Here is a 25,094-nt window from a genome sequence, read left to right on the forward strand (position 1 = left end):
AGTCTGCCCCTTCAATTTTTAGTAACGGACTCTTCACCGGACTATTCCATGGCCATTACCCAAGACGACGTCACCCGCGTCGCGCGTCTTGCGCGCATCGCACTGTCGGAATCCGACAGCCAAACCATGCAAACCGAACTCAACGGCATCCTGGGCCTCATTGAAGAACTGCAAGCCGTTGACACCTCCGGCATCGAACCCATGGCACACCCCTGTCGGCACATCAAGACATTGCCCTGCGCCTGCGTGACGACCAGCCTCTGCCCACACAGTCGGTTGGACAGCGCGACGCCCTCATGACCAACGCACCGGCTCAAACCGAAGGCTTGTTCCTGGTGCCCACGGTCATTGAATAAATTCTCACCGAATATTACTTATGTCCATGTCTCACGAATATGACAGCATTGCCGCACTGCGCGATGCACTGACAACGCGCAAGGTCAGCGCCACAGAACTGGCCAACAGTGCGCTGCAGGCCGCCCAGGCTCACGCATCACTGAACGCGTTCCTGCACATTGACCCCGAACTCACGCTGGCCCAGGCACGCGCCGCTGACGCCCGGCTGGCATCGGGTCAGGCCGATGCCCTTACCGGGGTACCCATCGCCCACAAAGACGTTTTTGTCACGCAAGGCTGGCGCACCACCGCCGCCAGCAAAATGCTGGAACACTACACCAGCCCGTTCGATGCCACCGTGGTGTCACGCCTGGCCCAGGCTGGTGCCGTGTCCATCGGCAAACTGAACTGCGACGAATTCGCCATGGGCTCCGGCAACGAGAACTCTGCGTTTGGCCCGGCCCGCAACCCCTGGAATGTCAACCATGTACCAGGCGGCTCATCGGGGGCTCGGCCGCTGCCGTAGCCGCCGGTATCGTGCCGGCCACCACAGGTACCGACACGGGCGGCTCCGTACGCCAGCCCGCCGCCCTGTGCGGGGTCAGCGGCATCAAACCCACCTACGGTATGGTATCGCGGTTTGGCATGATTGCCTTCGGCTCAAGTCTTGACCAGGCCGGGCCGGTGGCCCGCCACGCCAAAGACCTGCTCGAACTGCTCGACACCATGAGCGGCTTCGACGAGCGTGACTCCACCAGCCTTGAGTTTTGCGACGGCGTCGCCAATGCGCCTGGCCGTATTCGCAGCGAATTCAACGACGCAGTTGCCCGCTTCGACGCCAACGGGTCGAAACCCTGCAAGGCCTGCGCATTGGTGTTCCAACCGAATTTTTCAACGAAGGCCTGTCAGCCGACGTGGGTGCCGCCGTCGAGGCCGCGCTGCAACAGTACGAAGCGCTGGGCGCCACACGTGTCAGTATTTCACTGCCTCGCACCAAACTGTCCATCCCGGCTTACTACGTCATTGCGCCGGCCGAAGCCTCCAGCAACCTGTCGCGCTACGACGGGGTTCGCTACGGGTATCGCACCCCCAGCTATACTGACCTGGCTGACATGACCAGCCGGTCACGCGCCGAAGGTTTCGGCCAGGAAGTCATCCGGCGCATCATGGTTGGCACCTATGTGCTGTGCCATGGCTACTACGATGCCTACTACCTGCAGGCGCAGCGCGTCCGGCGCATGATCGCCAACGATTTCCAGCAGGCCTTTGCCGGGCAGTGCGACGTCATCATGGGGCCGGTCACGCCAACCGTTGCCAAACGCATCGGCGACAACCGTGATGACCCTACCGCCGACTGGCTGGCCGATATCTACACGCTGGGTGTCAGCCTGGCCGGCTTGCCGGCCGCCTCCATCCCCTGCGGGTTTGGCGGCGCCGATTCCAGCCTGCCCGTCGGGCTGCAGATCATCGGCAACTATTTCCGTGAAGGTCAGGTCCTGGCTGTCGCCGACCGCTTCCAGCAAGCCACCGACTGGCATCAACGTAAACCGGAACTGAAATAATGGAATGGGAAATTGTCATCGGGCTTGAAACTCACGCCCAGCTATCGACGGCATCCAAAATCTTTTCGGGCAGCAGCACCACCTACGGCGCCCTGCCCAACACGCAAGCCAACGAAATCGACATGGCCCTGCCCGGCAGCCTGCCAGTCATGAACCGCGGTGCGGTCGAACGCGCGATTGCCTTTGGCCTGGCGGTGGGGGCCCATGTTGCGCCGCGCTCAATCTTCGCGCGCAAAAACTACTTTTACCCCGACCTGCCCAAAAACTATCAAATCAGCCAGTTTGAGCTCCCGGTCGTTCAAGGTGGCGAAATCCGGTTTTTTGTCGGCGATACCGAAAAAACAGTTCGCCTGACACGTGCCCACCTTGAAGAAGACGCCGGCAAATCACTGCACGAGAACTTCACCGGGCCGCATGGCGAATCGTCCACCGGCATCGACCTGAACCGCGCCGGCACTCCCCTGCTTGAAATCGTCTCTGAACCCGAAATCCGTTCGGCGGCCGAAGCGGTAGCCTACGCGCGCACCCTGCACAGCCTGGTCGTATGGCTGGGTATTTGCGACGGCAACATGCAGGAAGGTTCATTCCGCTGCGACGCCAACGTATCGGTTCGCCCCAAAGGCCAGGCCGAATTTGGCACGCGCTGCGAAATCAAGAACCTGAACTCGTTCCGCTTCCTTGAACGCGCCATCATTCACGAAGCACAACGGCAAATCGAACTGATCGAAGATGGCGGCAAGGTGCGCCAGGAAACCCGCCTGTACGACGCCGACAAAGACGAAACACGCAGCATGCGCAGCAAGGAAGATTCCGACGATTACCGGTACTTCCCCGACCCTGACCTGCCGCCGCTGGTGATTGCCCCCGAATGGGTTGAGCGCGTCAAGGCCAGCATGCCCGAATTGCCCGGCGCCAAGCGCAAGCGCTTCGAATCCGACCTGGGCCTCACCGGCTACGATGCCGCTCAATTGACCATGAGCCGCGCCGTTGCCGATTATTTTGAAGCCACCGCCAGACACCTGCCCGACGGCCAGGCCAAGCTGGCCGCCAACTGGGTACTGGGCGAAGTCTCGGCTGCACTGAACCGCGACGAAAAAGACATCGATGCCATCCCGGTCAGCGCTGAAGCCCTGGCTGGCCTGATCAAACGCATCATCGATGGCACCATTTCCAACAAAATCGCCCGAGATGTATTTGCAGCCATGTGGGCCGGCGAAAATGGCGGTGAGGCCGATGCCATCATCGACGCCAAAGGCCTGAAGCAGATCAGTGACACCGGTGCCATCAGCAAGATGGTTGACGATGTCCTGGCCGCCCACCCGGCCATTGTCGAAGAATATCGCGCTGGCAAACAGAAAGCCTTCAATTCACTGGTCGGCCAGATCATGAAGGCCGCAAAGGGCAAGGCGAACCCGCAGCAGGTCAACGACCTGCTGAAGGAAAAGCTGGGTTAAACGCCGTATTTCTTGCGGTAAGCCGCGACGGCATCGCGGTGTACCGCAAGATCGGTACTGTTTTCAAGCAGTGCCATGATGTCGGCCAGCGACGCGATGCTGACCACCGGCATGCCATAGCGGTTAGATACGTCCTGTACGGCCGAATGCGCCGACAAGGCGTCATCGGGGCCGGCGCGCTCCATGCGGTCAAGCGCAATAAGAACAGCCGCAGGCTCTGCCCCTGCCGCACGAATGATCTGCACCGATTCACCCACCGACGTACCGGCCGTAATCACGTCATCGATAATCACCACACGCCCCTGCAACGGAGCACCCACCAGCACCCCGCCTTCGCCGTGGTCTTTGGCCTCTTTGCGATTGAACGCAAACGGGATGTCGCGACCTTGCATGGCCGGATGCTGTGACAACGCCACTGCTGTCGCTGTCGCCAGCGGAATGCCCTTGTAGGCCGGCCCGAACAGCATGTCGAACTGAAGGCCGGAATCGACCAGGGCCTGGGCATAAAACTGCGCCAGGCGACCCACCGACAAACCCGAATTGAACAACCCGGCGTTGAAAAAATAAGGACTTAAACGCCCTGACTTGACCTTGAATTCACCAAAGCGCAAAACGCCCTGCTGAAGTGAAAATTTGACGAAATCGGTACGTGTGGTGGTTTCGGACATGGGCAGACACTAATCAGGTAAGAACTAAAACCACATTATCGTCGATAATATCTTTGCCGGGCAGCCGGCCCATACAGAAGGATCCCCTATGCGAATGCCTGTTTACTACATTTCACACGGTGGCGGCCCCTGGCCCTGGATGCCGGAAGCCAGCGAAAAATACGCCATTTTGACCGCAGCGCTGCGCGACATACCCAGTCAACTGCCGCGCAAACCCAAAGCCATACTTATGGTGTCGGCGCACTGGGAAGCCGATGGCGGTTTCCTGATCATGGGCAACCCGAACCCGCCCATGCTGTATGACTATTACAACTTCCCGCCCCATACTTACGAGATTCAATACCCTGCTCCCGGTTCGCCCGAACTGGCCCGTCGTGTTGCCGGCCTGCTGGACACCGCAGGTCTGCCGCATGCCATCGACACCGAACGCGGTTTTGATCATGGGGCATTTGTGCCGTTGGCCGTCATGTGGCCACAGGCTGATATTCCGGTCGTTCAACTGTCGATTGAAACCCATTTCGACCCTGAACTGCACTGGCCCTTGGCCGCGCCCTTGCACCCCTGCGCGATGAAGACGTGCTGATCATTGGCAGTGGCCTGAGCTACCACAACCTGCGCGAAATTCGCAGCATTGGTGCCGAGCCGTCAGCCCAGTTTGATGCCTGGTTGCAAAAAGTGCTGGTACAAGACCCGATCAGCCAGCGCAGCGCCGCCCTGTGCGACTGGGAAAACGCACCTGCCGCCCGTCGCGCCCACCCGCGCGAAGACCACCTGCTTCCCCTGATGGTGGCCACGGGTGCCGCAGAAACAGAAACGGCGACCTGTGTCCACCACGAGGTCACCGCGTTTGCGAACATTACGGCGTCAAGTTTCAGGTTTGGTTAACCGGTAGCACCCGGTGTCTTGCAGGGTTGCCTGCAAGCAGCCATGAGGTACCAGGCCGTTGATGTGTTCGTGCCGGCAACGGTTTAACCCGAGCGTGGCAGCGCCGATGCCGGCAGCCCGAATACCCGGTCAAATCCCCAGCTGAACACAAAGGTGTACACCAGGAAAAACACAATAAAACCGGCGTCAAGCACCAGGGCTTCCCACAATGACACGTTCAGCCACCAGGCAAAGAACGGCACCAGGAACACCACCAGCCCCCCTCGAAACCGATGGCGTGAATCAGGCGTCGGCCCAGGCTACGGCCACGCTTGCGCTGACGCGCTTCCCAGCGTTCATAAATGATGTTCCAGGCCAGATTCCACACAACGGCAATGGCGGAGGCGGCCACCGAGGCCACCCCTGCACTGGTCGCGTCGTAACCCAGCAAATACAACACGGTTCCCGTCAGGGCAATCGCAATGCCTTCATACAGTGACACATACACTACCCTGCGCTTGATGCCCTGCATGATTTACAGCGCCGTGTCGTAGTCAATGATCAAAGGCGCGTGGTCGCTGAACCACTGGTCTTTAAACACCCAGCCCCGGGTGGCGGTAGCCGCAATGTCGGCCGTGGCAATCTGGTAGTCAATACGCCAGCCCACGTTGTTGGCGCGCGCCTGACCCCGGTTGCTCCACCAGGTGTAGGCCTCGCCTTGTGCATCGGGGTAAAGCCGGCGAAACACATCAACCCACGCCAGCTCGTCAAATACCCGCGTCAGCCAGGCCCGTTCTTCAGGCAGAAACCCGCTGTTCTTGAGATTGCCCTTCCAGTTTTTAAGGTCAATCTCTTTGTGGGCAATGTTCCAGTCACCACACAAAATAACACGGCGCCCGGCCTGGGCCAGCGCCTGCAAATGGCCGTAGAAAACGTCCATGAAACTGTATTTTGCGGCCTGGCGGTGATCACCACTGGAACCTGAGGGCAAATACACCGAAATGACTGAAAAACCGTCGTACACCAGTTCGATATAACGGCCTTCCGCATCAATTTCAGGCACACCCAGCCCTTCAATCACCTGATCGGGCGTCTGGCGAGCATAGATACCCACACCGCTGTAGCCCTTCTTTTCAGCATAATGGAAATACCCCTGGTAGCCCGATGGGGTACGCATTTCGGGGGTCAGGTTGGCGTCTTGTGCCTTCAGTTCCTGCAGACAGATAAAGTCGGCCTTCTGTTGCGGCAGCCATTCGAAAAAACCTTTGTTGGCCGCCGAACGAATACCGTTCAGGTTAGCCGAAATAACACGCAGCATAAATCAGGATTCCGCTTCACGGCCGGTAGAATCAAGGGCACGGATTTCAGTGCGCTTCAACCACAGCAGCACCAAACCCGGCAACGCAATCACTACCGTCAAAACAAAAAATGGGGCCAGCCTATGGCCTCGACCAGTGGCGGTGTCAATGGACCGGCCAGATACGTACGCCCCACGGCCGACAAGGCTGACAACAAGGCAAACTGGGTGGCCGAAAACTGCTGGTTGCACAGAGCCATCAGCAAGGCCACAAACGCGGCGGTACCCAGCCCCCGCAAATGTTTTCAATGGCCACGATGATACCCATGGAATACAGATGCGGCGGCGTAACGGCCAGCACCCAGTAGCCAAAATTCGATACCGCCTGCAACAGACCAAAGATCATCAAGGACCGGTACAAGCCCAGGCGGGCCATGATACTGCCCCCGGCCAGAGCGCCCACAATGGTGGCAATCAGGCCAAAAATCTTGTTTACCGCCCCCACCTCTTCGGTGCTGAACCCCGCTCCGCGAATCAGGAACGTGGTCGACAGCGCCCCGGCAAACGCATCGCCCAGCTTGTACAGCACAATCAGCAGCAAAATAAGAACGGCACCCCGACGGCTGAAAAACTCGGCCAAAGGCGCTACAACGGCCACCCCAAAGTACGGGGCGCGGCCGCGACAACCTCGGGTTCGGGCGCAAGCACTGTGGCAAAAGCGCAAAACAGCATGAATACACCCATCAAGGCGTAGGTGTATTGCCAGCCCAGCCACGTACCGGCCAGCACCAGGGCAAGGCCGCCGGACACAATCATGGCCAGCCGGTACCCCAATACCTTCAAGGCCGCCCCGGCCGCGCGCTCATTGTCGCGCAAGACATCGGTACTGTACGCATCAAAGGCAATGTCTTGTGTTGCCGATAAAAAAGCAACGATAACCGCCGCTGCCGCCAGAAGACCCAGGTGTGTCGAGGGCGACAAGGTGCCCATCAGGATAATGAACAACCCCAGCAACACCTGGGTGAAAAACATCCAGCTGCGTCGGCGCCCCAGAAAATCCGGAGCATAGCGGTCAACCAGCGGCGCCCACAGGAATTTAAGGGTATAAGCGGTGCCGACCAGCGTCAGAAAACCGATGTTTTGCAGTGAAACATCTGAAACCGTTGCCCAAGCCTGCAGCGTACCGGTGACCAGAGCCAGCGGCAAGCCGCTGGCAAAGCCAAGCACCAGCAGCGGGTACACCCGGGGCTGGCATAAACACTATTGAAGGTTGAAATGATGCGCTCCGTCAGACCGGTGCGTACGGTGATTCAAACCGGTAAACCGCCAGCGCACTGCGCCAGCCTGCCAGAAACCTGACTTCCTTACCCTGGTTGAAGGCGGCCACATGGGTGACCTTCAAACCCAGCTGACGCGCCAGATCTTCAAAGTCGCTCATCGTACACAAATGAATATTGGGGGTGTTATACCACTCGTAGGGCATCTGGCCGGTGACCGGCATGCGCCCTTTCAGAATCGACAAGCCATGCGTCCAGTGCCCGAAGTTCGGAAACGACACAATGCCGTAGCGGGCTACTCGCGCCATTTCGCGCAAAATGTGTTCGGTGTGGTGCATGGACTGCAAGGTTTGCGACAACACCACCGAATCAAACTGCTGGTCGGCAAACAGGGCCAACCCTTCTTCCAGGTTTTGCTGTATGACCCTTACACCGCGCTGCACCGAGGCAATCACCCGGGTGTCGTCAAACTCGACGCCGGCGCCATCAACCTGTTTGTGATCACGTAGCCACGCCAGCAAAGTGCCATCACCGCAGCCCAGGTCAAGCACGCGGCTGCCCGGTGCTATCCATTGGGCGATACGCAACAGGTCGGGACGATTTTCCATGCTTGAGGAAGGAATCTTGGTCATCATGCCAGCACCCCCAGGGTACGTGTCCGTTCGGGCAGGCCCAGTTCGCGCGCGATCTGGTCGTAATACCCCTGCACCACGGCATGGTAGCGACGATCGTCCAGCAGGAAAGCATCGTGGCCATGCGGCGCATCAATCTCGGCGTAGGTGACTGGCAACTTGTTTTTCAGCAAGGCTTCAACGATTTCTCGTGAACGCGAAGGAGGGAAACGCCAGTCGGTTGTAAATGAAACCAGCAAGAACCCGGCCTTTACCGTGTCAAGTGCTTTGGCCAGATCACCGCCATGACGACGTGCCGGATCAAAGTAATCGAGTGCCCGGGTAATCAGCAGATACGTGTTGGCATCAAAATAAGTGGAAAACTTTTCGCCCTGGTAGCGCAAGTAGGACTCGACCTCAAATTCGACGCCATAGCCGTAATGAAACTCGCCACCCTCGGCCGGTTCACGCTGGGTGCGACCGAACTTGGTGTCCATGTCATCGTCAGACAGGTAGGTGATGTGGCCCACCATGCGTGCCAGCGACAGGCCACGGCGCGGCACCGTATTGTGGGCGTAGTAATCACCCCCGTGAAAATCAGGGTCGGTGATGATGGCACGGCGTGCGACTTCGTTAAACCCGATATTCTGGGCGGACAGGCGCGGGGTACTGGCAATGACAATGCAGTGCCCCACACGATCGGGACAGGTCATTGACCACCCCAGCGCTTGCATACCCCCAACGAGCCCCCCATGACTGCCGCAAACTTCCTGATACCGAAGTAATCAGCCAGACGGGCCTGGGCCTGCACCCAGTCTTGTACGGTCAGCATCGGAAATGCGGCCCCCAGGGCTTGCCGGTTTCGGGGTTGATACTGGCCGGCCCGGTAGAACCGAAGCATGAACCAATGTTGTTCACGCCAATCACAAAGAAACGGTCGGTATCCAGCGCCTTGCCGGGACCAACCATGTTGTCCCACCAGCCGATATCGTTGGGATCGCTGGCCGAAATTCCCGCCACATGGTGTGACGCGTTAAGGGCGTGACATACCAGCACCGCATTACTGCGGTCGGCATTCAAGGTGCCATAGGTTTCAACGGCAAGCTCGTAACGCGGCAAAACCTGCCCGCTGACCAGTTGCAAGGGTTCGTCAAAACCAATGTATTCAGGAGAAACGATACCGACAGAACCTGGCGGCACGGTGACAGGACGTGTGTTTTGTGTAGCTGTGTTTGATGAAGGGGCCATAGGCGGACCTCTTTAGCTGGATTTATGACGCGCCCGCAAGCAGATCAAGCAAATCGGCGCTGGAAATTTCAAAACGATTTTAGCACCTTGGTGTGGATGCTTTTAACCATCCTGGTTGGCGAGCTTTGAAATAATTGATACATTTATGTCAAATAATTTCAAAACATGCGGTTTTGTAGAAACCCAGGTCAGGCCCCACCAGAAGGACAACAACAATAATGACTGCACCAATCCCCGCCATCAGTCCGTTAACCCGCCGTGAAACCGAATGTCTTTTTTGGGCATCAAAAGGCAAGACCAGTTGGGAAATCGGCAACATTGTCGGGTGTTCAGAACGAACCGCCAACTACCATATTGCCAATGCCTGCCTGAAAATGGATGTGCATGGGCGTCAGGCCGCCATTGCACTGGCGCTGGTGGCAGGCTACCTGCCCGACACGCCCAAGCCCATGGCGCACCAAGTGGCTGACGTCACATCGCGACTGGAAGCCGCATGAGTTCGCCAACGAAAGAAACCCTGGCACCAGGACCAGCCCCGTCCTGAAAAGCATGGTTCGCCTCACCACCCATCAGCCGCCCGGCGCCTTGATGGCCCTTAAAAATTCATCGGCCTGAGCCTGCGGAAACGACCCGGCAGGCGCCGTGACCAGCCCTTCAGTTACCGAGCCGGAATGCATCCAAACCACCCCTTCCAGCCGCAACAGGCCTTTAGGGCCCTGGCCTTCAATACTGAAACGGGTGCCAGGCTCGGGCAATGCTTCGGGCGGGGTCAGGCCAAAATTGCCATAAAACGACTGGACGATCTGGCGATACATCAAGGTGCGTTGTTCGGCATCTTGGCCGACCTCGGGTGGCAACGGGGCATGACCCACGGCAAATACCGTGTCATTGAGCACTGTACCGCTCAAGGTAAACGGAATGTCATGGCCCGCAAACGGCAAGGTTTTGGTTTGCTCACGTGGCTTGTCGGGGAATATGGCCACCACCTGCCCATCGGCCAGTGAAACCTCGCGCCAGTTGTAATCGGGCGAACAGGCCGCCAGCAAAACCATCAGCAGAACTGCAGCAACCGAACGAAAACGCACTACACTACCCCCGAAACAAACCCGGTATACCACCGGAAACCAGTTACAGGCCCTATTGTAAGTGCTCGGGTAAAATCCGCAGCCAAACGGCCTTTAAAAGAAGACTCTCTGCATGAACCAACGCCCTGAACGACACTCGCTTCTGCGCCCTGAAGCCCAGGTACTCAAAGGTATTTTGCGCGGCATCGAAAAAGAAGGCCTGCGGGTTGACCCTGACGGCAATCTGGCACGCACACCCCACCCCGTCAAACTGGGCAGCGCCCTGACCCACCCAAAAATCACCACCGACTACTCTGAAGCCCTGCTCGAGCTGATCACCGGCACGCACGGCAACATTGAGACACTGCGTGGTGAGCTGACCGACATCCACCGGTTTGTCGCCAGCCAGCTTGACAACGAAATCATCTGGAACCAGTCCATGCCGGCCATTTTGCCCGGCGAAGCCGATATCCCCATCGGCTGGTATGGCACATCAAATACCGGCATGCTCAAGCATGTGTACCGGCGCGGCCTGGCCGAACGCTACGGCAAGGCCATGCAATGCATCGCCGGAGTACATTACAACTTCTCGTTGCCCGACGCGGTCTGGTCATTGCTGGACACCGGCGGAAACCGCATTGAAGAACAGCGCTCGCTGGGCTATATGGCCCTGATCCGCAACTTCACCCGTTACTCCTGGCTACTGATGTATCTGTTCGGTGCCTCACCCGCCATTTCCACCAGCTTCGTCAAAGGCCAGTCGCACCAGCTGGAACGCTTCGATGACGATACCCTGTACCTGCCCCATGCCACCAGCCTGCGCATGAGCGACCTGGGTTACAACAACAAGGCCCAGTCGGAACTGGAACTTTGCTACAACGACATTGAAACCTTCCTGAAGCGTCTGCATGGGGCGGTGACTACACCCTTCCCCGCCTACGAAGCCATTGGCACCCATCGCAACGGCGAATGGATACAGCTCAATACCAACCTGCTGCAAATCGAAAACGAGTATTACTCCAGCATACGTCCCAAACGCACCGTCGAACGCGGCGAGCGGCCATCGACGGCCTTGGCGGCACGCGGCATCCAATACATTGAAGTGCGCTGTCTGGATATCGACCCGTTCTGCCCGATCGGCATCCCGGAAACCACCAGTGCCTTCATGGATGCCTTCCTGCTGTTCTGTGCGGCCGAAGACAGCCCCATGTTCGCCAACAACGGTTTTTGCCGTGACAGCAGCGATAACTTCGGCGTGGTTGCCAAGCGCGGTCGTGAACCTGGCCTGATGCTGGTGCGGCAGAATCAGCCTGTCAGTCTGCGCGACTGGGGGCAAGAACTGGTTGAACGCATCGCGCCCTATGCCGAACTGCTTGACCTGGCCTATAACACTGACATGCACGCACGCGCCCTGGCGGTGCAACAGGCCAAAGTCCATGATATAAGCCAGACGCCTTCTGCGCAGCTGCTGGAGCAGCTGAAAGACACCGGGCAAAGCTTTCACGCCTTCACCCTGCAGCAAAGCCAGGCCCATCATCAGGCGTTACTGGCGCAACCCCTGCCGGCCGAAACACTGACGCGCTTCCAGCATCTGGCGGCAGAGTCATTGGCCGACCAGGTCGAAATTGAAAACAGCGATACGGAATCCTTCGATGACTATGTAACCCGCTACCACGAAGCGCTGGCCGAGCCTGTCGTGGCCTGGTCAAATACAAGGTAGCCCGCCCAGGCATGCAAGGGTAAGATAACCACACGCTGCCTAACCGCAACCTGGTTAACTTACCCGGAGACACGTCATGAGCACCATCAACAGTTTTGGCGCCCGCCATACCCTGCCCGTCGGCAACGAATCGTACGAAATCTACCGGCTTGATGCGGTAAAAGGCCAGGGGCTTGACGTTGCCAGCCTGCCCTACAGCCTGAAAATACTGCTTGAAAACCTGCTGCGCACCGAAGATGGCGCCGACGTTACCGCCGACGACATCCGTGCGTTGGCTGGCTGGAACCCGGCGGCAGAACCCGATAAAGAGATCGCCTTTACCCCTGCCCGCGTCGTGCTGCAAGACTTCACCGGTGTACCCGCCGTGGTTGATCTGGCCACCATGCGGGAAGCCGTACAGGCACTGGGTGGCGACCCGGCCAGAATCAACCCTCTGGCCCCGGTTGAGCTGGTTATCGACCACTCGGTCATTGTCGATGTATTCGGGCAAAAAACCGCCTTCGCACAAAACGTCGACATCGAATACCAGCGTAACGTAGAACGCTACCAGTTCCTGCGCTGGGGCCAGGAAGCATTTGAGAACTTCAAGGTCGTGCCACCGGGCACGGGCATTGTCCACCAGGTCAACCTTGAACACCTGTCGCGCGTGGTCTTCACCAAAGACAGCAACGGCGTCAAACAGGCCTACCCCGATACCTGCGTGGGCACCGATTCCCACACCCCCATGGTTAACGGCCTGGGCATTGTCGCCTGGGGGTTGGCGGTATTGAAGCCGAGGCGGCCATGCTGGGTCAGCCGATTTCCATGCTCATCCCGAAAGTGGTGGGCTTCAAACTGACGGGGGCCCTGCCTGAAGGCACTACCGCCACTGACCTGGTTCTGACCATCACCGACATGCTGCGCAAGCATGGGGTGGTCGGCAAGTTTGTCGAATTCTACGGCCCCGGTGTATCGGCTGTGCCGCTGGCCAACCGGGCCACCATTGGCAACATGAGCCCGGAATACGGCTCAACCGTTGCCATTTTCCCGATCGATGACGAAACCCTGCGCTACATGGCGCTAACCGGCCGCCCGCAGGCCCAGATTGACCTGGTCAAAGCGTATGCCCAGGCCCGGGGTCTGTGGCACGACCCGGCCGCCGAACCCCGCTATTCAGAACGCCTTGAGCTTGACCTGGGCACCGTCGTGCCCTCGATTGCCGGGCCAAAGCGCCCGCAAGACCATATTGCCCTGACCGCCGCCAAGCATGCCTTTGAGTCTGCGCTACCCTCTTACCTGGGCGCCAAAGCCAGCCATGGCAAACCCGCCTCGCCCGGCCTGCCTGACCATGGGGCCGTGGTCATCGCTGCCATCACGTCGTGCACCAACACCTCGAACCCGGCCGTGATGATCGCCGCCGCGCTGCTGGCCAAAAAGGCGGTCGAAAAAGGCCTGTCGCGCAAACCCTGGGTCAAGACCAGCCTGGCCCCCGGGTCGCGCGTCGTCACCGATTACTACGAACGTGCCGGGCTGACCCCTACATGGATGCCCTGGGCTTCAACCTGGTCGGCTATGGCTGCACCACCTGCATCGGCAACTCCGGGCCATTGATCCCGGAAGTCAGCCAGGCCATTCACGAGCACGACCTGACCGTGGTGTCCGTCTTGTCGGGCAACCGCAACTTCGAAGGCCGCATCCACCCCGAAGTGAAAATGAACTACCTGATGTCGCCGCCACTGGTAGTCGCTTACGCGCTGGCCGGCACCATGAACATTGATCTGTACAACGAACCCCTGGGCAAGGGCTCCGACGGTAACGAGGTCTACCTGAAAGACCTGTGGCCATCCACTGCCGAAGTACAGGCCGTTATTGACGCCACCATCTCAACCGACATGTTCACCGCCGGATATGCCAACGTGTTTGCCGGCGATGCCCGCTGGCAAAGCCTGCCTACACCCAAAGGGCAACTTTTCCAGTGGGACGATGGTTCCACCTATGTGCGCAAGCCCCCGTACTTTGCCGACATGCCCCGCCAGCCTGGGCCGGTCTCCGACATTGCAGGCGCCCGAGTACTGGCCCTGCTGGGCGACTCGGTCACTACCGACCACATCAGCCCGGCCGGCTCCATCGCCAAAACATCACCGGCTGCGGCCTACCTGATGGAACACGGTATTGCGCCTGCCGACTTCAACTCATACGGTTCACGTCGCGGCAATCACGAAGTGATGATTCGCGGCACCTTCGCCAACGTACGGCTGCGCAACCAACTGGCGCCGGGCACCGAGGGCGGCTTCACCCGCGACTTCACCCGGCCAGGAGCGCCAGTCACCACCATTTATAACGCGTCCACCCATTACGCCCAGGCCGGCATCCCCTGGTGATTCTGGCCGGCAAAGAATACGGGTCAGGGTCATCACGCGATTGGGCGGCCAAAGGCACTGTTTTGCTGGGGGTACGCGCGGTGATTGCCGAATCGTATGAACGCATCCATCGCTCCAACCTGCTGGGCATGGGCGTGCTGCCCCTGCAATTCCCGGCCGGGGAGTCGGTGCAATCGCTGGGGCTGACGGGCGAAGAAATCTTTTCGATTACCGGCGTCGAAGCCTTGAATACGGGAGCCATACCTGACCGGGTCAGGGTCACAGCCGGCGCCATCAGTTTTGAGGCGGTAGTACGCATTGATACGCCCAGCGAGGCCCAGTATTACCGGCATGGCGGCATCATGCAGTATGTCCTGCGCAATTTGCTGAACCCGGCTTGAGTTAACCGTGACATTGGCGGCCGCACCGCGTCGGCCGCCGGCGCTCAACCCGTTTTTAACCCCTGGGCCCAACGGGCATACACCCGCTCAAGCACCGTCTTCAATTCGGCCGTGCGGGCTTCCAGATTGGCCAGCGTTTCTTCCACCGAGGTCACGGCAGGGTTGCCGGCCGCATGTTCGCGGCGCAAGAAACCGCCATTGCGTTCGTAATAATCGCGAACCAGATCCGGGGTCATTTCAAAATGAGACTGCATGCCGATATGCAGGTCACGCACCACAAACGCCTGATTGACACAATGTGGACCCGTGGCAATGCGGCATGCCTGCTGGGGCAGATCGAAGGTGTCACCATGCCACTGAAACGTCAGTAATGAGGTATCTGGCCCGGCCCCCACCATTCGTGCGCAACCGGGTGGGCATCGACAACAATCGGTTGCCAGCCGATCTCTGCCCGATGGTTGCGACGTACGCAAGCCCCCAGGGCTTTGGCCAATTGCTGCGCCCCCAGACAATGACCGGCTACCGGAATATCTTGCGCGTCGGCCCGCCGGATCAGTGCCCGCTCGTGCTCAAGCCAGTCATGGTCGTCGTTGGCCCCCATCGGGCCACCCATGAAAATCAACCCGCTGAAGGCATCGGGCTGCTCGGGTATGGCGTGCCCCTTGTAAATTTCAATGAGGGTATGAGGCAAACCCAGGGCGTCAATAATGCTGGTTACCGAGCCCGGGCGGCCAATATCGGTATGCTGGAAAATCGCGACAGGTTTCATGCGTGCTGCAAAAATTGTGATTCAAGTTCGGCCGCAAACCTTAACACTTGTTCGTCGGCATAGCGACGCCCCACCACCTGAAGCCCGAAGGGCAAGCCGTGCAGGTTAACGCCCAATGGCATCGACAACGCCGGCTGTTGGGTGACGTTAAAGGGAAATGAAAAACTGTTGGCGCTGAACCAGTTTTCCGCCTGTGGCGTGGCCGGAACCGGGCTATCGAGCAGGGGCGCAACGCGTGACGTGGACGGCGTCAGCAAGACATCAATGTCATTGAATACCCTGGCCAGACGCGTGGCGTATTGCCGTAAAACAGCGCGGCTGCGCACCAGATCTTCTGCACATTGCCCGGCTCCCAGGCCAAAGACCCCTTGCAGACGCGGATCAAGCCCTGCACGCTGCGCGGATGGCCAATCAATAAACGACTCATGAATTCGCGACAGCCAGGTTTGCCACATGGCGTCGGCCAGGCCGTCTGCGCACAACGCCACCGGCTGCACCGCATAACCCGCCACTTCGAGCCGATGCACCAAAGCCCGAAATGCCGTATTAATTTCGGGGTCAACCACATCGTTGGCATCCATCTGGTCTGCCCAGCCGATGCGCAGGCACTGACCCGGCAGGGTCGCCTGCGCGCGCCCGTACAACGAGGAAGGATCCAGCCGATGCGCGCCCGATAAGGCCGGGAAGGCCCAGGCACAATCGGCCACCGACGCTGCAAGCAACCCCAGATGCGCAAACTCGGCAAACGCGCTTTGGGGCGCCAGCGGAATCGCCCCGAACGTAGGTTTGAACCCCACCACCCCGCACCATGACGCCGGGATACGAACCGAACCGCCGGCATCGCTGCCCAATGCCACATGCCCCCAGCCCGCCGCAATCTGCGCGGCAGCACCACTGCTGGAGCCCCTGCTGAATGTTCAGGCGAACGCGGATTGCGCGTAACGCCACTGTGCGGATTGGTCGAACCGATCGTCCAGCCAAACTCGGTGGTGGTCGTTTTGCCAAACACTACGCAGCCCGCCTGACGCATCAAGGCAACCGAGGGCGCATCGACTGCCGCCACCGGGTCGTCGGCTGACGTTTGCGAGCCCCGCCGCGTTGGCCAGCCCTGTACGGCGACCAGATCCTTCACGGATACCGGCACCCCGTCCAGCGGCCCCAGCGGCCGCCCGGCCCGATAGCGCGCTGCAGAGTCCTGCGCCTGCTGCAGGGCGTGATCTGCATCAAGCCAGCAAAAGGCGTTGATATCGGTCATGTCCGATTCAATTGCCGACAGCAACGCTTCCAGCACCGCTACCGGTGACAACGCGCCGGTAAGGTACGCCTGCACCTGACGCGACAGACGATCAACGCGAGGCGTCATACGTTTTGAACTCGACATTCATCAGCTCGCCGTCAACACGCTCGAGACGACGAATATACTGGTTCTGCACAATATCGCGGGTTTCAGGATCAATTGAAACCGGGCCGCGCGGGCTTTCAAATGACAGGCCTTTGAATGCCTCAAGCAAGGCTTTGCCATCGGCGCCAGGCCCGGCTTTTTCAGCCCCCGTAAATCAAGGCCATACCATCGTAAGCCGATACGCTCATGATGGTGGGGCGCTCTTTAGCCCCCAAGGCCTCTTGAAATTTCTGGATATAGGTACGGTTCAGGTCAGACGGATGCTGCATGGAATACGGGTACACCGTTGTCGCTCCCAGACCGTTGTCACCAATCACGTCAAGAATGGACTCATACACAATGTCACCGGTACCGATCAGCTTGATACCGGCCTCATCCAGCCCTTTGGTCTTGAAATCCTTGAACAGCGCCGGCGCCACATTCCCCGCGTTGACAAAGGCAAACAAGACATCAGGCTGTGCGTCTTTGACGCGCTGCAAATACGGAGCAAAGTCAACCGTCATCAAGGGCACGCGAACATTACCGATAATTTCGCCACCGGCCTGCTCGTACGCCTGCTTGAAGGCCTTTTCGGCATCGTGACCGGGCGCATAGTCGGCCACGATCATGTAGGCTTTCTTGTGCCCCTGCTCAAGGGCCCACTGAGCAATGGGGGCACCATGGTGTCGTAACCGAACGAGGTGCGCACCATGTAGGGCGAACGCGATGTCAGCTGGGCCGAGGCGGCATTCATGACCACCATCGGCACCCTGGCCTGGGTCGCCAGAGGGGCAACCGCCATGGCATTGGGCGTAAAACCGAACCCTGCCAGGATCGATACCTTGTCCTGTACGATCAATTCCTGAGCCAGGCGCTTGGCCACTTCGGGCGCAGGGCCGCCCACATCTTTGTAAATCACCTCAACGCGACGACCATCCACGGTATCGCCATGCTGCTTTTGCCAGGCCTCGATACCTGCCTTCATCTGCCGCCCGAACTCGGCAAACGGCCCGGTCATTTCGACGACCATGCCGATTTTCACAACCTCTTGTGCCGACACACTGCCGACGACCAGGCTGCTTGCCAGTGCTGCTGCACAAAGCCCCGAGGTGAACCAGTTTTTCATAATGCTTCCTTTTGTTTTCAAATCAGGCCAACGACATTACCAGGCCAGTAGCCGGCGCTTGCCATGGCCTTACGGTCGGCCCCAACAGGAGCACTGCAAGTCTTGCCCTGGCGGCCAGCCCCAGCCTAGAACATGTCGAAATATTCCCGGTGTTCCCACTCGGTCACTTCCAGATTGAAACGGGCGATTTCCGCTTCCTTGATAAAACAGTAATAATCGACAAAACCCTGGCCGAGCTTCTTGACCAGGTACGAATCCTGACGCAGACACTGCAGTGCATCAGGCAGTGATCTCGGCAACGCCTGGGCCTCGGTTTCATAGGGCACATCAGCCGACGGGCCCGGATCCAGCCGACGGGCGATCCCATCCAGCCCCGAGAAAATTTGCGAGGCCATATATAAGTAAGGGTTGGCCGTGGGCTCACCGACCCGATTTTCGATACGCGACGCAGTCTGCCCCGGACCACCCAGCACCCGCAGCATGGCAGCACGATTATCACGCGCCCAGGCCGCCCGATCGGGTGCCAACGAAAACGGGCGGTAGCGCCGGTACCCATTGATGGTCGGGCTAGCCAGCAATGCAGCACCGCAAGCATGGTCCTTCAAACCAGCCAGATAGTGCATGCCTAGGGGCTGAGCGTCTGGTCTGCATCGGTCGGCATGAAGGCATTGACGCCATCGGCCTTGCGCTTCAACGACTGATGCAAATGCCAACCGCTGGACATCACATTCGGGATACGGGGCCGGCACATGAAGGTGGCGTGATAGCCGGCACGCTGGCAGATTTGCTTGATGGCGCTACGAATCAGGATCATCAGATCTGCCGGTGCCACCCCTACCGTCGGGCTGAACGTCAACTCAAACTGGCTGGGGCCAAATTCGATTTCCAGCGAACGCAACGGTACACCCAGAGCCTGCAACTGGGTTCGCAACAATTCCATCAGGTGATCGACGCGGTCATAACGCAGCTCGGTCAGGTACTGCGCACCGTGCGACAGCAAGGACACCGACGGCGGCGTTCCCGGCTGACCCGAATCGGTCAGGCGCAGATTCGGATCATCCATCTTGAACACATGAAACTCGACCTCAAGACCAGCCACAAAATCGTAGCCCTGCTCATCAAGTTCGCGCACGGCGCGGGCCATGATCTGGCGAGACGACACCGGCGATGGCTGACCATCGGTGCCATAACCATCACACAAGACCCAGCCGGTTTTATGGGCCCAGGGCAAGATCCGGAACGTGGCCGGGTCGGCCACAATCGTAAAGTCAGACGCCCCTTGCAAGCCGGCAATCTGGAACCCGCCGCTGTTGAACACCGGGAACACAGTCTTGTGCGACGTGTCTTTCAGCAACAAGGTTGAGGTCAGATTCACCCCGTCAAACAAGGCCCCTTTGGCCTCAGACGCCACCAGGGTTTTACCCCGCAAAATGCCATGTTGATCAGGAAAGGCAAAGCGCAGTGTTTCTATTTCGCCGGCATCAATACGGGCAATCAATTCGGCGACCTGCGCCTGCTGATCGCTTGTCCAGAGCCCGTGCCGCTCGACAAAACTTGCCATGATCAGCCCCCGACTTTGGGCGCAACACGGGCAGCAGCCCAACTGCTGGCCTGACGACGGGCAAGATCCGCTTCCTGCCAGTACTGAACCGGCGAAACCCCGGCTTTTTCAATACCATCAATTGAAGGCGGACCGCTGAACTGCGATGCCTGATCAGCATGGATCAGCATGGGTGCGCTGCCCCCTCAAGCGTACTTTCAATGGCTTTGACCAACTGGCGACGATACGCCACGATACCCTTGTCGGTCGTACCCAGATGCTCGCGGGTGCGATCCTGAATGGCCCCTTGCGACTCAATCGCCCACTGATCGTGCACATTGATGTCAAAGCCCATGCCGGTATAGGTTTGGGTGTTCTGCTCGTCGATGTTGTAGCCGTAATTGTTGCGTTTGTTCTTGCGTGACACGTAATCGGGCAGCTCGTAAAGTTCAAGCCGTTGCTCGCGCATGCGTTTCTTGTCAACCGGGCCGGTAAAGCTGGTGAAAATGGCGTACCAATAACAGTTATAGTCATCCACCGGCACATGCCACTGCGAAATCGTCATTTCCGCGCTCATCGGAATCACGAACGCCTGCGGAAACACCACGTTGGTAACGCGAACGTGGGTTTGCTGCTCCGGCAACTTGCGCAGGGTGGTCAGGCGCAGGCCGTAATCGGTGGCATCCACCGCAATATCGGGCCGGTCGTATTCGCGCAAGACACGGGTGATGGGCATGTCGGAATCAGCCGATGCGCCACGGAACTGCTTGCCGTAACTTTCGGAAGTGTCCTCATCTTCAAAGAAACGATGCAGATACGAGGCATGAGCCGGATCAATCCCGACCTCAAGGGCCTGCAACCAGTTGCATTCAATCAAGCCCTTGAACGCGAAGGTGTGCGTGTCGGGTGCAACAAAACAGTCAAACTCGGGGAATGCCGGCGGCTCGCCTTCGCCAATGTAGGCAAACACAATGCCGCTGCGCAGCACGACCGGATACGAACGTTGCTTGTAGCGCAAATGCAGCTTGCTGCCTTCCGGCTCGGCGGGGGTTTCAAGACAATCACCGTTGACACTGAACAACCAGCCATGAAACGGGCAACGCAGGCCGCCGTCTTCAATGCGGCCATACGCCAGATCAGCCCCACGGTGCGCACAGTCGCGATCCATGAAGCCCAACTCACCATTTTCATCACGAAAGAGGACAAAGTTTTGCCCCATCAATTTGACGGGGCGGACGGGACGCGGCCCTTCGAGCTCGTCGGCCAAAGCGACCGGCTGCCAGTAACGACGCAGCAGCTGGCCTGCCGGAGCCCCCGGACCGACACGGGTGATGAAATCATTCTGTTCCTGGGTAAGCATGGCTGAATCCTTGGGTATTGATCATTGAATACATATGTATACAATGACTCGCTCCAGAGTAAAAATCAGCGTTTACCCTTAAACGCACCTCAATCAATTCAAAAAATTATTTTTATTAAAATAAAATCATATAGTTAATAAAATACAAGCTCAAGAAAAGAAAGCTGTTCCGCAATCATGAAAAGAAAAATAGCGACGTGATCATCGTAAAAACCAGCGACCAGGCACGCCATTGCATACAAGACCTTGTGTGCGGGTTGGATATAGCTGTATACAATCACTTCTCCACCTTTCGGACACCCTCATGACAACGCAACAATCCCGTGTTCTGGTTCAATTGCGCGGCCTGATTCTCAATGGCACGTTTGCCCCCGGCGAACGCCTGGCCGAAATCCCACTGGCAGAGCGCCTGGCAACGTCACGCACACCCATCCGGCAGGCCCTGGTAACGCTGGAGCACGAAGGCCTGATCGAAGCCAGCCCCGGCGGCGGGTACCAGATGCGCAGCTTCACCATGCAAGACGTGGCCGATGCCATTCGCCTGCGTGGCGTACTGGAAGGCTTTGCCGCTCGCCTGCTGGCTGAAAACGGCGCCTCGCGCCAGGTACTGAAAGTATTAAATGATTGCCTGACCGAAGGCGATGCCGTGGTCTTCAAAGCCACCATGGACCTGGACGACTACACCCGTTACGCACAAATCAATGACCGTTTCCATGAAACCATCATTGAAGGCTGCGCCAACAAGGCCTTGGCGCGCATGATGGAAACCCTGAATGGCCAGGCGTTTGCCGCTGCCAGTGCCACGCTGCCCATGCAGTCATCCACAGAAGAGGGCCACGAATGGATGAAATTGGCACACCGAACACACCACGCCATGGTGCAGGCAATCGAAAGCCACCAGGGCAGTCGTGCCCAGGCCCTGGGAGAAGAGCATGTTGAAATTGCGCGCCGCAACCTGGACTACGCAATGGACGACCCGGAACACGCGGCCAAGATACTGCCCGGTTTCCAGCTGGTCAGCGATTCAGAGAAATTGTTGCGGCCCTGAGAGAGCCTTTTGTACGCCACGCTGGGGGGCAAAGACCACCCGGGGCTGAACTGAGGCCTTGAGTGGCCTGAAAAAGGGGCTGATGGCGCGCCCGACAGGAATCGAACCTGTATCGAGAGCTTCGGAAACTCTAATTCTATCCATTGAACTACAGGCGCCTCAGCCCACTATTGTAGCGCGTTTATTGCAAAGTTTTTGCCATCCCGCTGCACAAGCCTGCACTAGACCCTTACACCCGTTATAATCGCTCACTTAGTTTGATTTACCGATCCAGGCAAGCGCCTTTGTTCCCGTATACGCAGGACTCGAGTATGAACAACACCGAACATAACACTGAAGAATCCCACGAAGGTCCCATCAAGACACCAAAACAGCTCATTGTTACGGTTGTCCTGTCGTTTATCGTTCCCGTCATTATCATTTTCTTGCTGATCCGCCTGGTGGTGTCCAGCGATCTGGTCGGCGCTGGCTCTGATGCCCAAACGCCCGAAGCCGTTGCTGCGCGCATTCAGCCCGTTGCCGGTTTTGCCCTGGTCGATGCCAATGCACCGAAAGTTTTCAAAACGGGCCAGCAAGTTTATGACACCACCTGTGCCTCCTGTCACGCCGCAGGTGTCGCCGGTGCACCCAAATTCGCTGACAAGGCCGCCTGGGCACCCTCATCGCCAACGGCATGGACACCATGCTGATCAATGCCATCAACGGCAAAAACGCCATGCCCGCAAAAGGCGGTAACCCCACGCTCAGCGATTTCGAAATTGCCCGTGCGGTTGTGTACATGGCCAATCAGGCCGGTGGCTCGTTCGACGAACCGAAAGAACCCGCCGCTGAAGGCGATGCCGCAAAGAATCCGCTGCTGCAACGCCCGCGCCCGCGCCCGCACCTGCTGCAGCTCCGGCAAAAGTGGCGGCTGCACCTGCCGCTGCGCCCGCTGCAGCGCCTGCTGCTGCCACCGCTTCAGCTGAAACCATCGACCCTGCCGGCGAAAAGCTTTACAAAACGGCCTGCTTTGCTTGCCACGACATGGGCGTAGCCGGTGCACCCAAACTGGGTGACAAGGCTGCCTGGGCACCCTCATCGCCACAGGCCTCGACACCATGGTTAAAATCGCCATCTCCGGCAAAGGCGTCATGCCACCGCGCGGCGGTAGCACAGCCAGCGACGCTGAAATCCGTGCCGCTGTTCAATACATGGTCAGCAAGTCACAATAATCCCCACACGTGTTGCCGCTGATGCGGCATACCAAAAAGGCTGGCATTACGCCAGCCTTTTTATTGCCTGGTATACGTACATGCGCTTATCACCAGCAACACAAAACAATCACCATGAAAAACACCCCAAAGGCTGGATTCGCGTCCAATCTCTGGGGTGCAGTGAAACCGGGTGATTTTTTGCACTTGGCTAAGCGTCAGGCCAATAGACTGCGCCTTACCGCCGCACAAACCCTCATGCTGCCACGCAAGAACTTATGCCGAAACACAGGCTGGCTCTGTCCGCAACGAAACGCCCAATTGCACACGACGCTGCAGCCACAGGCTGGCACGGTAACGCATGTCACCCGTCGTGCGCTGCATGGCACGCAGAATTTCCAGAATGTGCGCAGCACCCAGGGCATCACCCATGCTCAACGGCCCACCCAGCGGGTAACCCAGACCCAGCGACACGGCCAGATCAATGTCTTCAGGCGTTGCGATGGTCTGCTGGGCGATATCGCATGCCACGTTAACAATCGCCGCCACCAGGCGCTGGCCTACGAAGCCGGCCGAATCATCAATAACCGACACCGGCGTATCGTCTGACGCGAAGACGGCATGAGCGGCATCGCGCCACTGCGGCAAAGTAGCCAGCGAGCACATCACCACCCGTCGCTTGCCCTGCTCAAGACCAAAGAAAGTATCCAGCGCAACGGTACGCTCACCATCAAGCTGATGGGCACTGACCACGCCGGCGCAATCCTCACCATAAGGGGTGACCACCAGCAAGGCATCGGCAGGCGGCTGTTCGGACGAAATCACATTGACCTTGAGCGTCTTGAGCAAGGCCAAGGCACGTTTATGCCCCACCGAATGGTAAGGTGCTACCCAGACATTCAGGTTGGCAGGCAACGCAGGCACAATCGGCGCCTCGGGAACCTGTTTCTGACCATCGACATAGCGGTAAAAACCTTCGCCGGTTTTACGACCCAGCAAACCACCAGCAAAACGTACCGCAGTAATCGGCGACGGACGAAAACGCGGCTCGTCGTAGAACTGCTGGTAAATCGATTCCATGACCGGATGCGAGACATCGAGCGCTGTCAGATCGAGCAATTCAAACGGCCCCATACGAAAACCCGCTTGCTCGCGAATGATGGCATCGATCTGATAAAACGGAGCAACCGATTCTTGTGCAGCACGCAGGCCTTCGATGTTCAGACCACGACCTGCATGGTTCACAATGAAACCGGGCATGTCTTTGGCGCGCACCGGCTTATGACCCATTTTGCGGGCCAGGGCCATCAGGGCATCGCCGGTTTCGCGCTCTGAACGCAAACCGTCAATAATTTCGACCACTTTCATCAAGGGTACGGGATTGAAGAAATGGAAACCGGCCACACGCCCGGGCTTGTCACACCCGGCAGCAATCGCAGTGATCGACAGGGACGATGTGTTCGACGCCAGAATGCAGTCAGCCGACACAATGCCCTCCAGCTGCTTGAATAAATCGCGCTTGACATCCAGACGCTCGATGACAGCTTCGACCACCATGTCGGCGTCAGCCATGTCGGCCAGGTCAGTGCAAGCGTGCACCCGCCCCAGCGCAGCAGAGGCGTCATCAGCCGACAACTTGCCCTTGGCCGCCAGTTTGTCCCAGGTTTGCTGCAACGACTCGCGTGCTGCGGTAATCGCCTGGGCATTAAGGTCAAACAACTTGACAGTGATACCGGCTTGAGCAGCGATTTGTGCGATACCTCGGCCCATGGCACCGGCACCGACGATCCCTACAGTATTGATTTCTTTCATTTGACTCCATCTCCTGGCCTGCCGGCA

The 25,094-nt window shown here is 58.5% G+C and carries 13 protein-coding genes, 1 tRNA gene, 12 pseudogenes and 1 riboswitch; of the genes and pseudogenes, 10 read left to right on the top strand and 16 right to left on the bottom strand.

All coding sequences use genetic code 11. From position 1 onward, the window contains the following. Window positions 1–48: 48 nt before the first annotated feature. The 4 genes and pseudogenes from gatC to gatB all read left to right on the top strand — a co-directional run bounded on the left by gatC (window position 49) and on the right by gatB (window position 3,352). Window positions 49–356: pseudogene (gene gatC, locus N7E01_RS04790) on the top strand (Asp-tRNA(Asn)/Glu-tRNA(Gln) amidotransferase subunit GatC). Between the two features lie 26 nt (window positions 357–382). Continuing rightward, window positions 383–1,026, top strand: a pseudogene (locus N7E01_RS19280) (amidase); the annotation flags it as partial. A gap of 77 nt (window positions 1,027–1,103) precedes the next feature. Further along, a complete protein-coding gene (locus N7E01_RS19285; RefSeq protein WP_434089555.1) occupies window positions 1,104–1,898 on the top strand; it encodes an amidase family protein in 795 nt (264 codons plus the stop codon). Beyond that, a complete protein-coding gene (gene gatB / locus N7E01_RS04800; RefSeq protein ID WP_289174808.1) occupies window positions 1,898–3,352 on the top strand; it encodes an Asp-tRNA(Asn)/Glu-tRNA(Gln) amidotransferase subunit GatB in 1,455 nt (484 codons plus the stop codon). The genes N7E01_RS19285 and gatB overlap by 1 nt, the downstream gene beginning before the upstream one ends. Here the strand turns inward: gatB and pyrE are convergent. Then, window positions 3,349–4,020 carry an orotate phosphoribosyltransferase gene (gene pyrE, locus N7E01_RS04805; RefSeq protein WP_289174809.1) on the bottom strand — a complete coding sequence of 224 codons (672 nt, stop codon included), beginning with the start codon at window positions 4,018–4,020 and terminating at the stop codon, window positions 3,349–3,351. The two genes, gatB and pyrE, sit on opposite strands and share 4 nt — an antisense overlap. Window positions 4,021–4,108: 88 nt before the next feature. Here pyrE and N7E01_RS04810 point away from each other — a divergent pair. Further along, window positions 4,109–4,905: pseudogene (locus N7E01_RS04810) on the top strand (DODA-type extradiol aromatic ring-opening family dioxygenase). An 83-nt stretch (window positions 4,906–4,988) separates the two neighbouring features. Here the strand turns inward: N7E01_RS04810 and N7E01_RS04815 are convergent. The 5 genes and pseudogenes from N7E01_RS04815 to metX form a co-directional block, all read right to left on the bottom strand. Further along, window positions 4,989–5,416 (bottom strand): annotated as a pseudogene (locus N7E01_RS04815) (PACE efflux transporter). A gap of 3 nt (window positions 5,417–5,419) precedes the next feature. Further along, window positions 5,420–6,202 (bottom strand): exodeoxyribonuclease III, encoded by a 783-nt coding sequence (locus tag N7E01_RS04820; protein ID WP_289174810.1) that lies wholly within the window; start codon window positions 6,200–6,202, stop codon window positions 5,420–5,422. Between the two features lie 3 nt (window positions 6,203–6,205). Continuing rightward, window positions 6,206–7,423: pseudogene (locus tag N7E01_RS04825) on the bottom strand (muropeptide transporter). Window positions 7,424–7,469: 46 nt separating this feature from the next. Continuing rightward, a complete protein-coding gene (metW, locus tag N7E01_RS04830; RefSeq protein WP_434089556.1) occupies window positions 7,470–8,093 on the bottom strand; it encodes a methionine biosynthesis protein MetW in 624 nt (207 codons plus the stop codon). Next, window positions 8,090–9,317: pseudogene (gene metX / locus N7E01_RS04835) on the bottom strand (homoserine O-succinyltransferase MetX). Before metX ends, metW begins: the two are co-directional and overlap by 4 nt. Continuing rightward, a riboswitch (SAM riboswitch) is annotated at window positions 9,309–9,387 on the bottom strand. (Overlaps the previous pseudogene by 9 nt.) A gap of 148 nt (window positions 9,388–9,535) precedes the next feature. On the opposite strand from metX, the gene N7E01_RS04840 reads away from it, so the two are divergent. Next, complete coding sequence (locus N7E01_RS04840; RefSeq protein ID WP_289174811.1) at window positions 9,536–9,814, top strand: helix-turn-helix domain-containing protein; 279 nt, start codon at window positions 9,536–9,538, stop codon at window positions 9,812–9,814. A gap of 72 nt (window positions 9,815–9,886) precedes the next feature. On the opposite strand, the gene N7E01_RS04845 is transcribed toward N7E01_RS04840, so the two are convergent. Beyond that, complete coding sequence (locus N7E01_RS04845) at window positions 9,887–10,402, bottom strand: hypothetical protein (RefSeq protein WP_289174812.1); 516 nt, start codon at window positions 10,400–10,402, stop codon at window positions 9,887–9,889. A gap of 112 nt (window positions 10,403–10,514) precedes the next feature. On the opposite strand from N7E01_RS04845, the gene gshA reads away from it, so the two are divergent. Both gshA and acnA read left to right on the top strand, forming a co-directional pair. Beyond that, window positions 10,515–12,101, top strand: a complete 1,587-nt coding sequence (gshA, locus tag N7E01_RS04850) for a glutamate--cysteine ligase (protein WP_289174813.1) — start codon at window positions 10,515–10,517, stop codon at window positions 12,099–12,101. A 76-nt stretch (window positions 12,102–12,177) separates the two neighbouring features. Next, window positions 12,178–14,841: pseudogene (gene acnA, locus N7E01_RS04855) on the top strand (aconitate hydratase AcnA). Between the two features lie 44 nt (window positions 14,842–14,885). Here acnA and N7E01_RS04860 read toward each other — a convergent pair. The 7 genes and pseudogenes from N7E01_RS04860 to N7E01_RS04885 all read right to left on the bottom strand — a co-directional run bounded on the left by N7E01_RS04860 (window position 14,886) and on the right by N7E01_RS04885 (window position 21,017). Beyond that, on the bottom strand, window positions 14,886–15,239 hold the full coding sequence (locus N7E01_RS04860; RefSeq protein ID WP_289174814.1) for a hypothetical protein: 354 nt from the start codon (window positions 15,237–15,239) through the stop codon (window positions 14,886–14,888). Further along, window positions 15,206–15,610 (bottom strand): type 1 glutamine amidotransferase, encoded by a 405-nt coding sequence (locus N7E01_RS04865; protein WP_289174815.1) that lies wholly within the window; start codon window positions 15,608–15,610, stop codon window positions 15,206–15,208. Before N7E01_RS04865 ends, N7E01_RS04860 begins: the two co-directional genes overlap by 34 nt. Further along, window positions 15,607–16,991: pseudogene (locus tag N7E01_RS18440) on the bottom strand (amidase). Before N7E01_RS18440 ends, N7E01_RS04865 begins: the two are co-directional and overlap by 4 nt. Then, on the bottom strand, window positions 16,957–17,121 hold the full coding sequence (locus tag N7E01_RS18445) for a hypothetical protein (RefSeq protein WP_350494945.1): 165 nt from the start codon (window positions 17,119–17,121) through the stop codon (window positions 16,957–16,959). Before N7E01_RS18445 ends, N7E01_RS18440 begins: the two are co-directional and overlap by 35 nt. Window positions 17,122–17,152: 31 nt before the next feature. Further along, window positions 17,153–18,117: pseudogene (locus tag N7E01_RS04875) on the bottom strand (ABC transporter substrate-binding protein). A gap of 125 nt (window positions 18,118–18,242) precedes the next feature. Next, a pseudogene (locus N7E01_RS04880) lies at window positions 18,243–19,678 on the bottom strand (glutamine synthetase family protein). Between the two features lie 2 nt (window positions 19,679–19,680). Next, a pseudogene (locus N7E01_RS04885) lies at window positions 19,681–21,017 on the bottom strand (Rieske 2Fe-2S domain-containing protein). A gap of 304 nt (window positions 21,018–21,321) precedes the next feature. Between N7E01_RS04885 and N7E01_RS04890 the strand changes: the two are divergent. Continuing rightward, window positions 21,322–22,065 carry a GntR family transcriptional regulator gene (locus N7E01_RS04890; protein ID WP_289174816.1) on the top strand — a complete coding sequence of 248 codons (744 nt, stop codon included), beginning with the start codon at window positions 21,322–21,324 and terminating at the stop codon, window positions 22,063–22,065. An 83-nt stretch (window positions 22,066–22,148) separates the two neighbouring features. On the opposite strand, the gene N7E01_RS04895 is transcribed toward N7E01_RS04890, so the two are convergent. Continuing rightward, a tRNA-Arg gene (locus tag N7E01_RS04895) sits at window positions 22,149–22,223 on the bottom strand. Window positions 22,224–22,376: 153 nt separating this feature from the next. Between N7E01_RS04895 and N7E01_RS04900 the strand changes: the two are divergent. Continuing rightward, a pseudogene (locus tag N7E01_RS04900) lies at window positions 22,377–23,276 on the top strand (c-type cytochrome). A 255-nt stretch (window positions 23,277–23,531) separates the two neighbouring features. On the opposite strand, the gene N7E01_RS04905 reads toward N7E01_RS04900, so the two are convergent. Beyond that, entirely contained in the window at window positions 23,532–25,067 is a 1,536-nt protein-coding gene (locus N7E01_RS04905) for a 3-hydroxyacyl-CoA dehydrogenase (RefSeq protein WP_289174817.1), read from the bottom strand. Between the last annotated feature and the right edge of the window lie 27 nt (window positions 25,068–25,094).

This window comes from Neopusillimonas aromaticivorans, assembly GCF_030344915.1.
GTDB lineage: Bacteria > Pseudomonadota > Gammaproteobacteria > Burkholderiales > Burkholderiaceae_B > Neopusillimonas > Neopusillimonas aromaticivorans.

What these genes read in the sequence shown, in the direction of transcription:
- gatB (WP_289174808.1), top strand. Translation starts at nt 1,898, where the DNA reads ATGGAATGGGAAATTGTCATCGGGCTTGAAACTCACGCCCAGCTATCG.
- pyrE (WP_289174809.1), bottom strand. Translation starts at nt 4,020, where the DNA reads ATGTCCGAAACCACCACACGTACCGATTTCGTCAAATTTTCACTTCAG.
- N7E01_RS04820 (WP_289174810.1), bottom strand. Translation starts at nt 6,202, where the DNA reads ATGCTGCGTGTTATTTCGGCTAACCTGAACGGTATTCGTTCGGCGGCC.
- metW (WP_434089556.1), bottom strand. Translation starts at nt 8,093, where the DNA reads ATGATGACCAAGATTCCTTCCTCAAGCATGGAAAATCGTCCCGACCTG.
- N7E01_RS04840 (WP_289174811.1), top strand. Translation starts at nt 9,536, where the DNA reads ATGACTGCACCAATCCCCGCCATCAGTCCGTTAACCCGCCGTGAAACC.
- gshA (WP_289174813.1), top strand. Translation starts at nt 10,515, where the DNA reads ATGAACCAACGCCCTGAACGACACTCGCTTCTGCGCCCTGAAGCCCAG.
- N7E01_RS04860 (WP_289174814.1), bottom strand. Translation starts at nt 15,239, where the DNA reads ATGGTGGGGGCCGGGCCAGATACCTCATTACTGACGTTTCAGTGGCAT.
- N7E01_RS04865 (WP_289174815.1), bottom strand. Translation starts at nt 15,610, where the DNA reads ATGAAACCTGTCGCGATTTTCCAGCATACCGATATTGGCCGCCCGGGC.
- N7E01_RS04890 (WP_289174816.1), top strand. Translation starts at nt 21,322, where the DNA reads ATGACAACGCAACAATCCCGTGTTCTGGTTCAATTGCGCGGCCTGATT.
- N7E01_RS04905 (WP_289174817.1), bottom strand. Translation starts at nt 25,067, where the DNA reads ATGAAAGAAATCAATACTGTAGGGATCGTCGGTGCCGGTGCCATGGGC.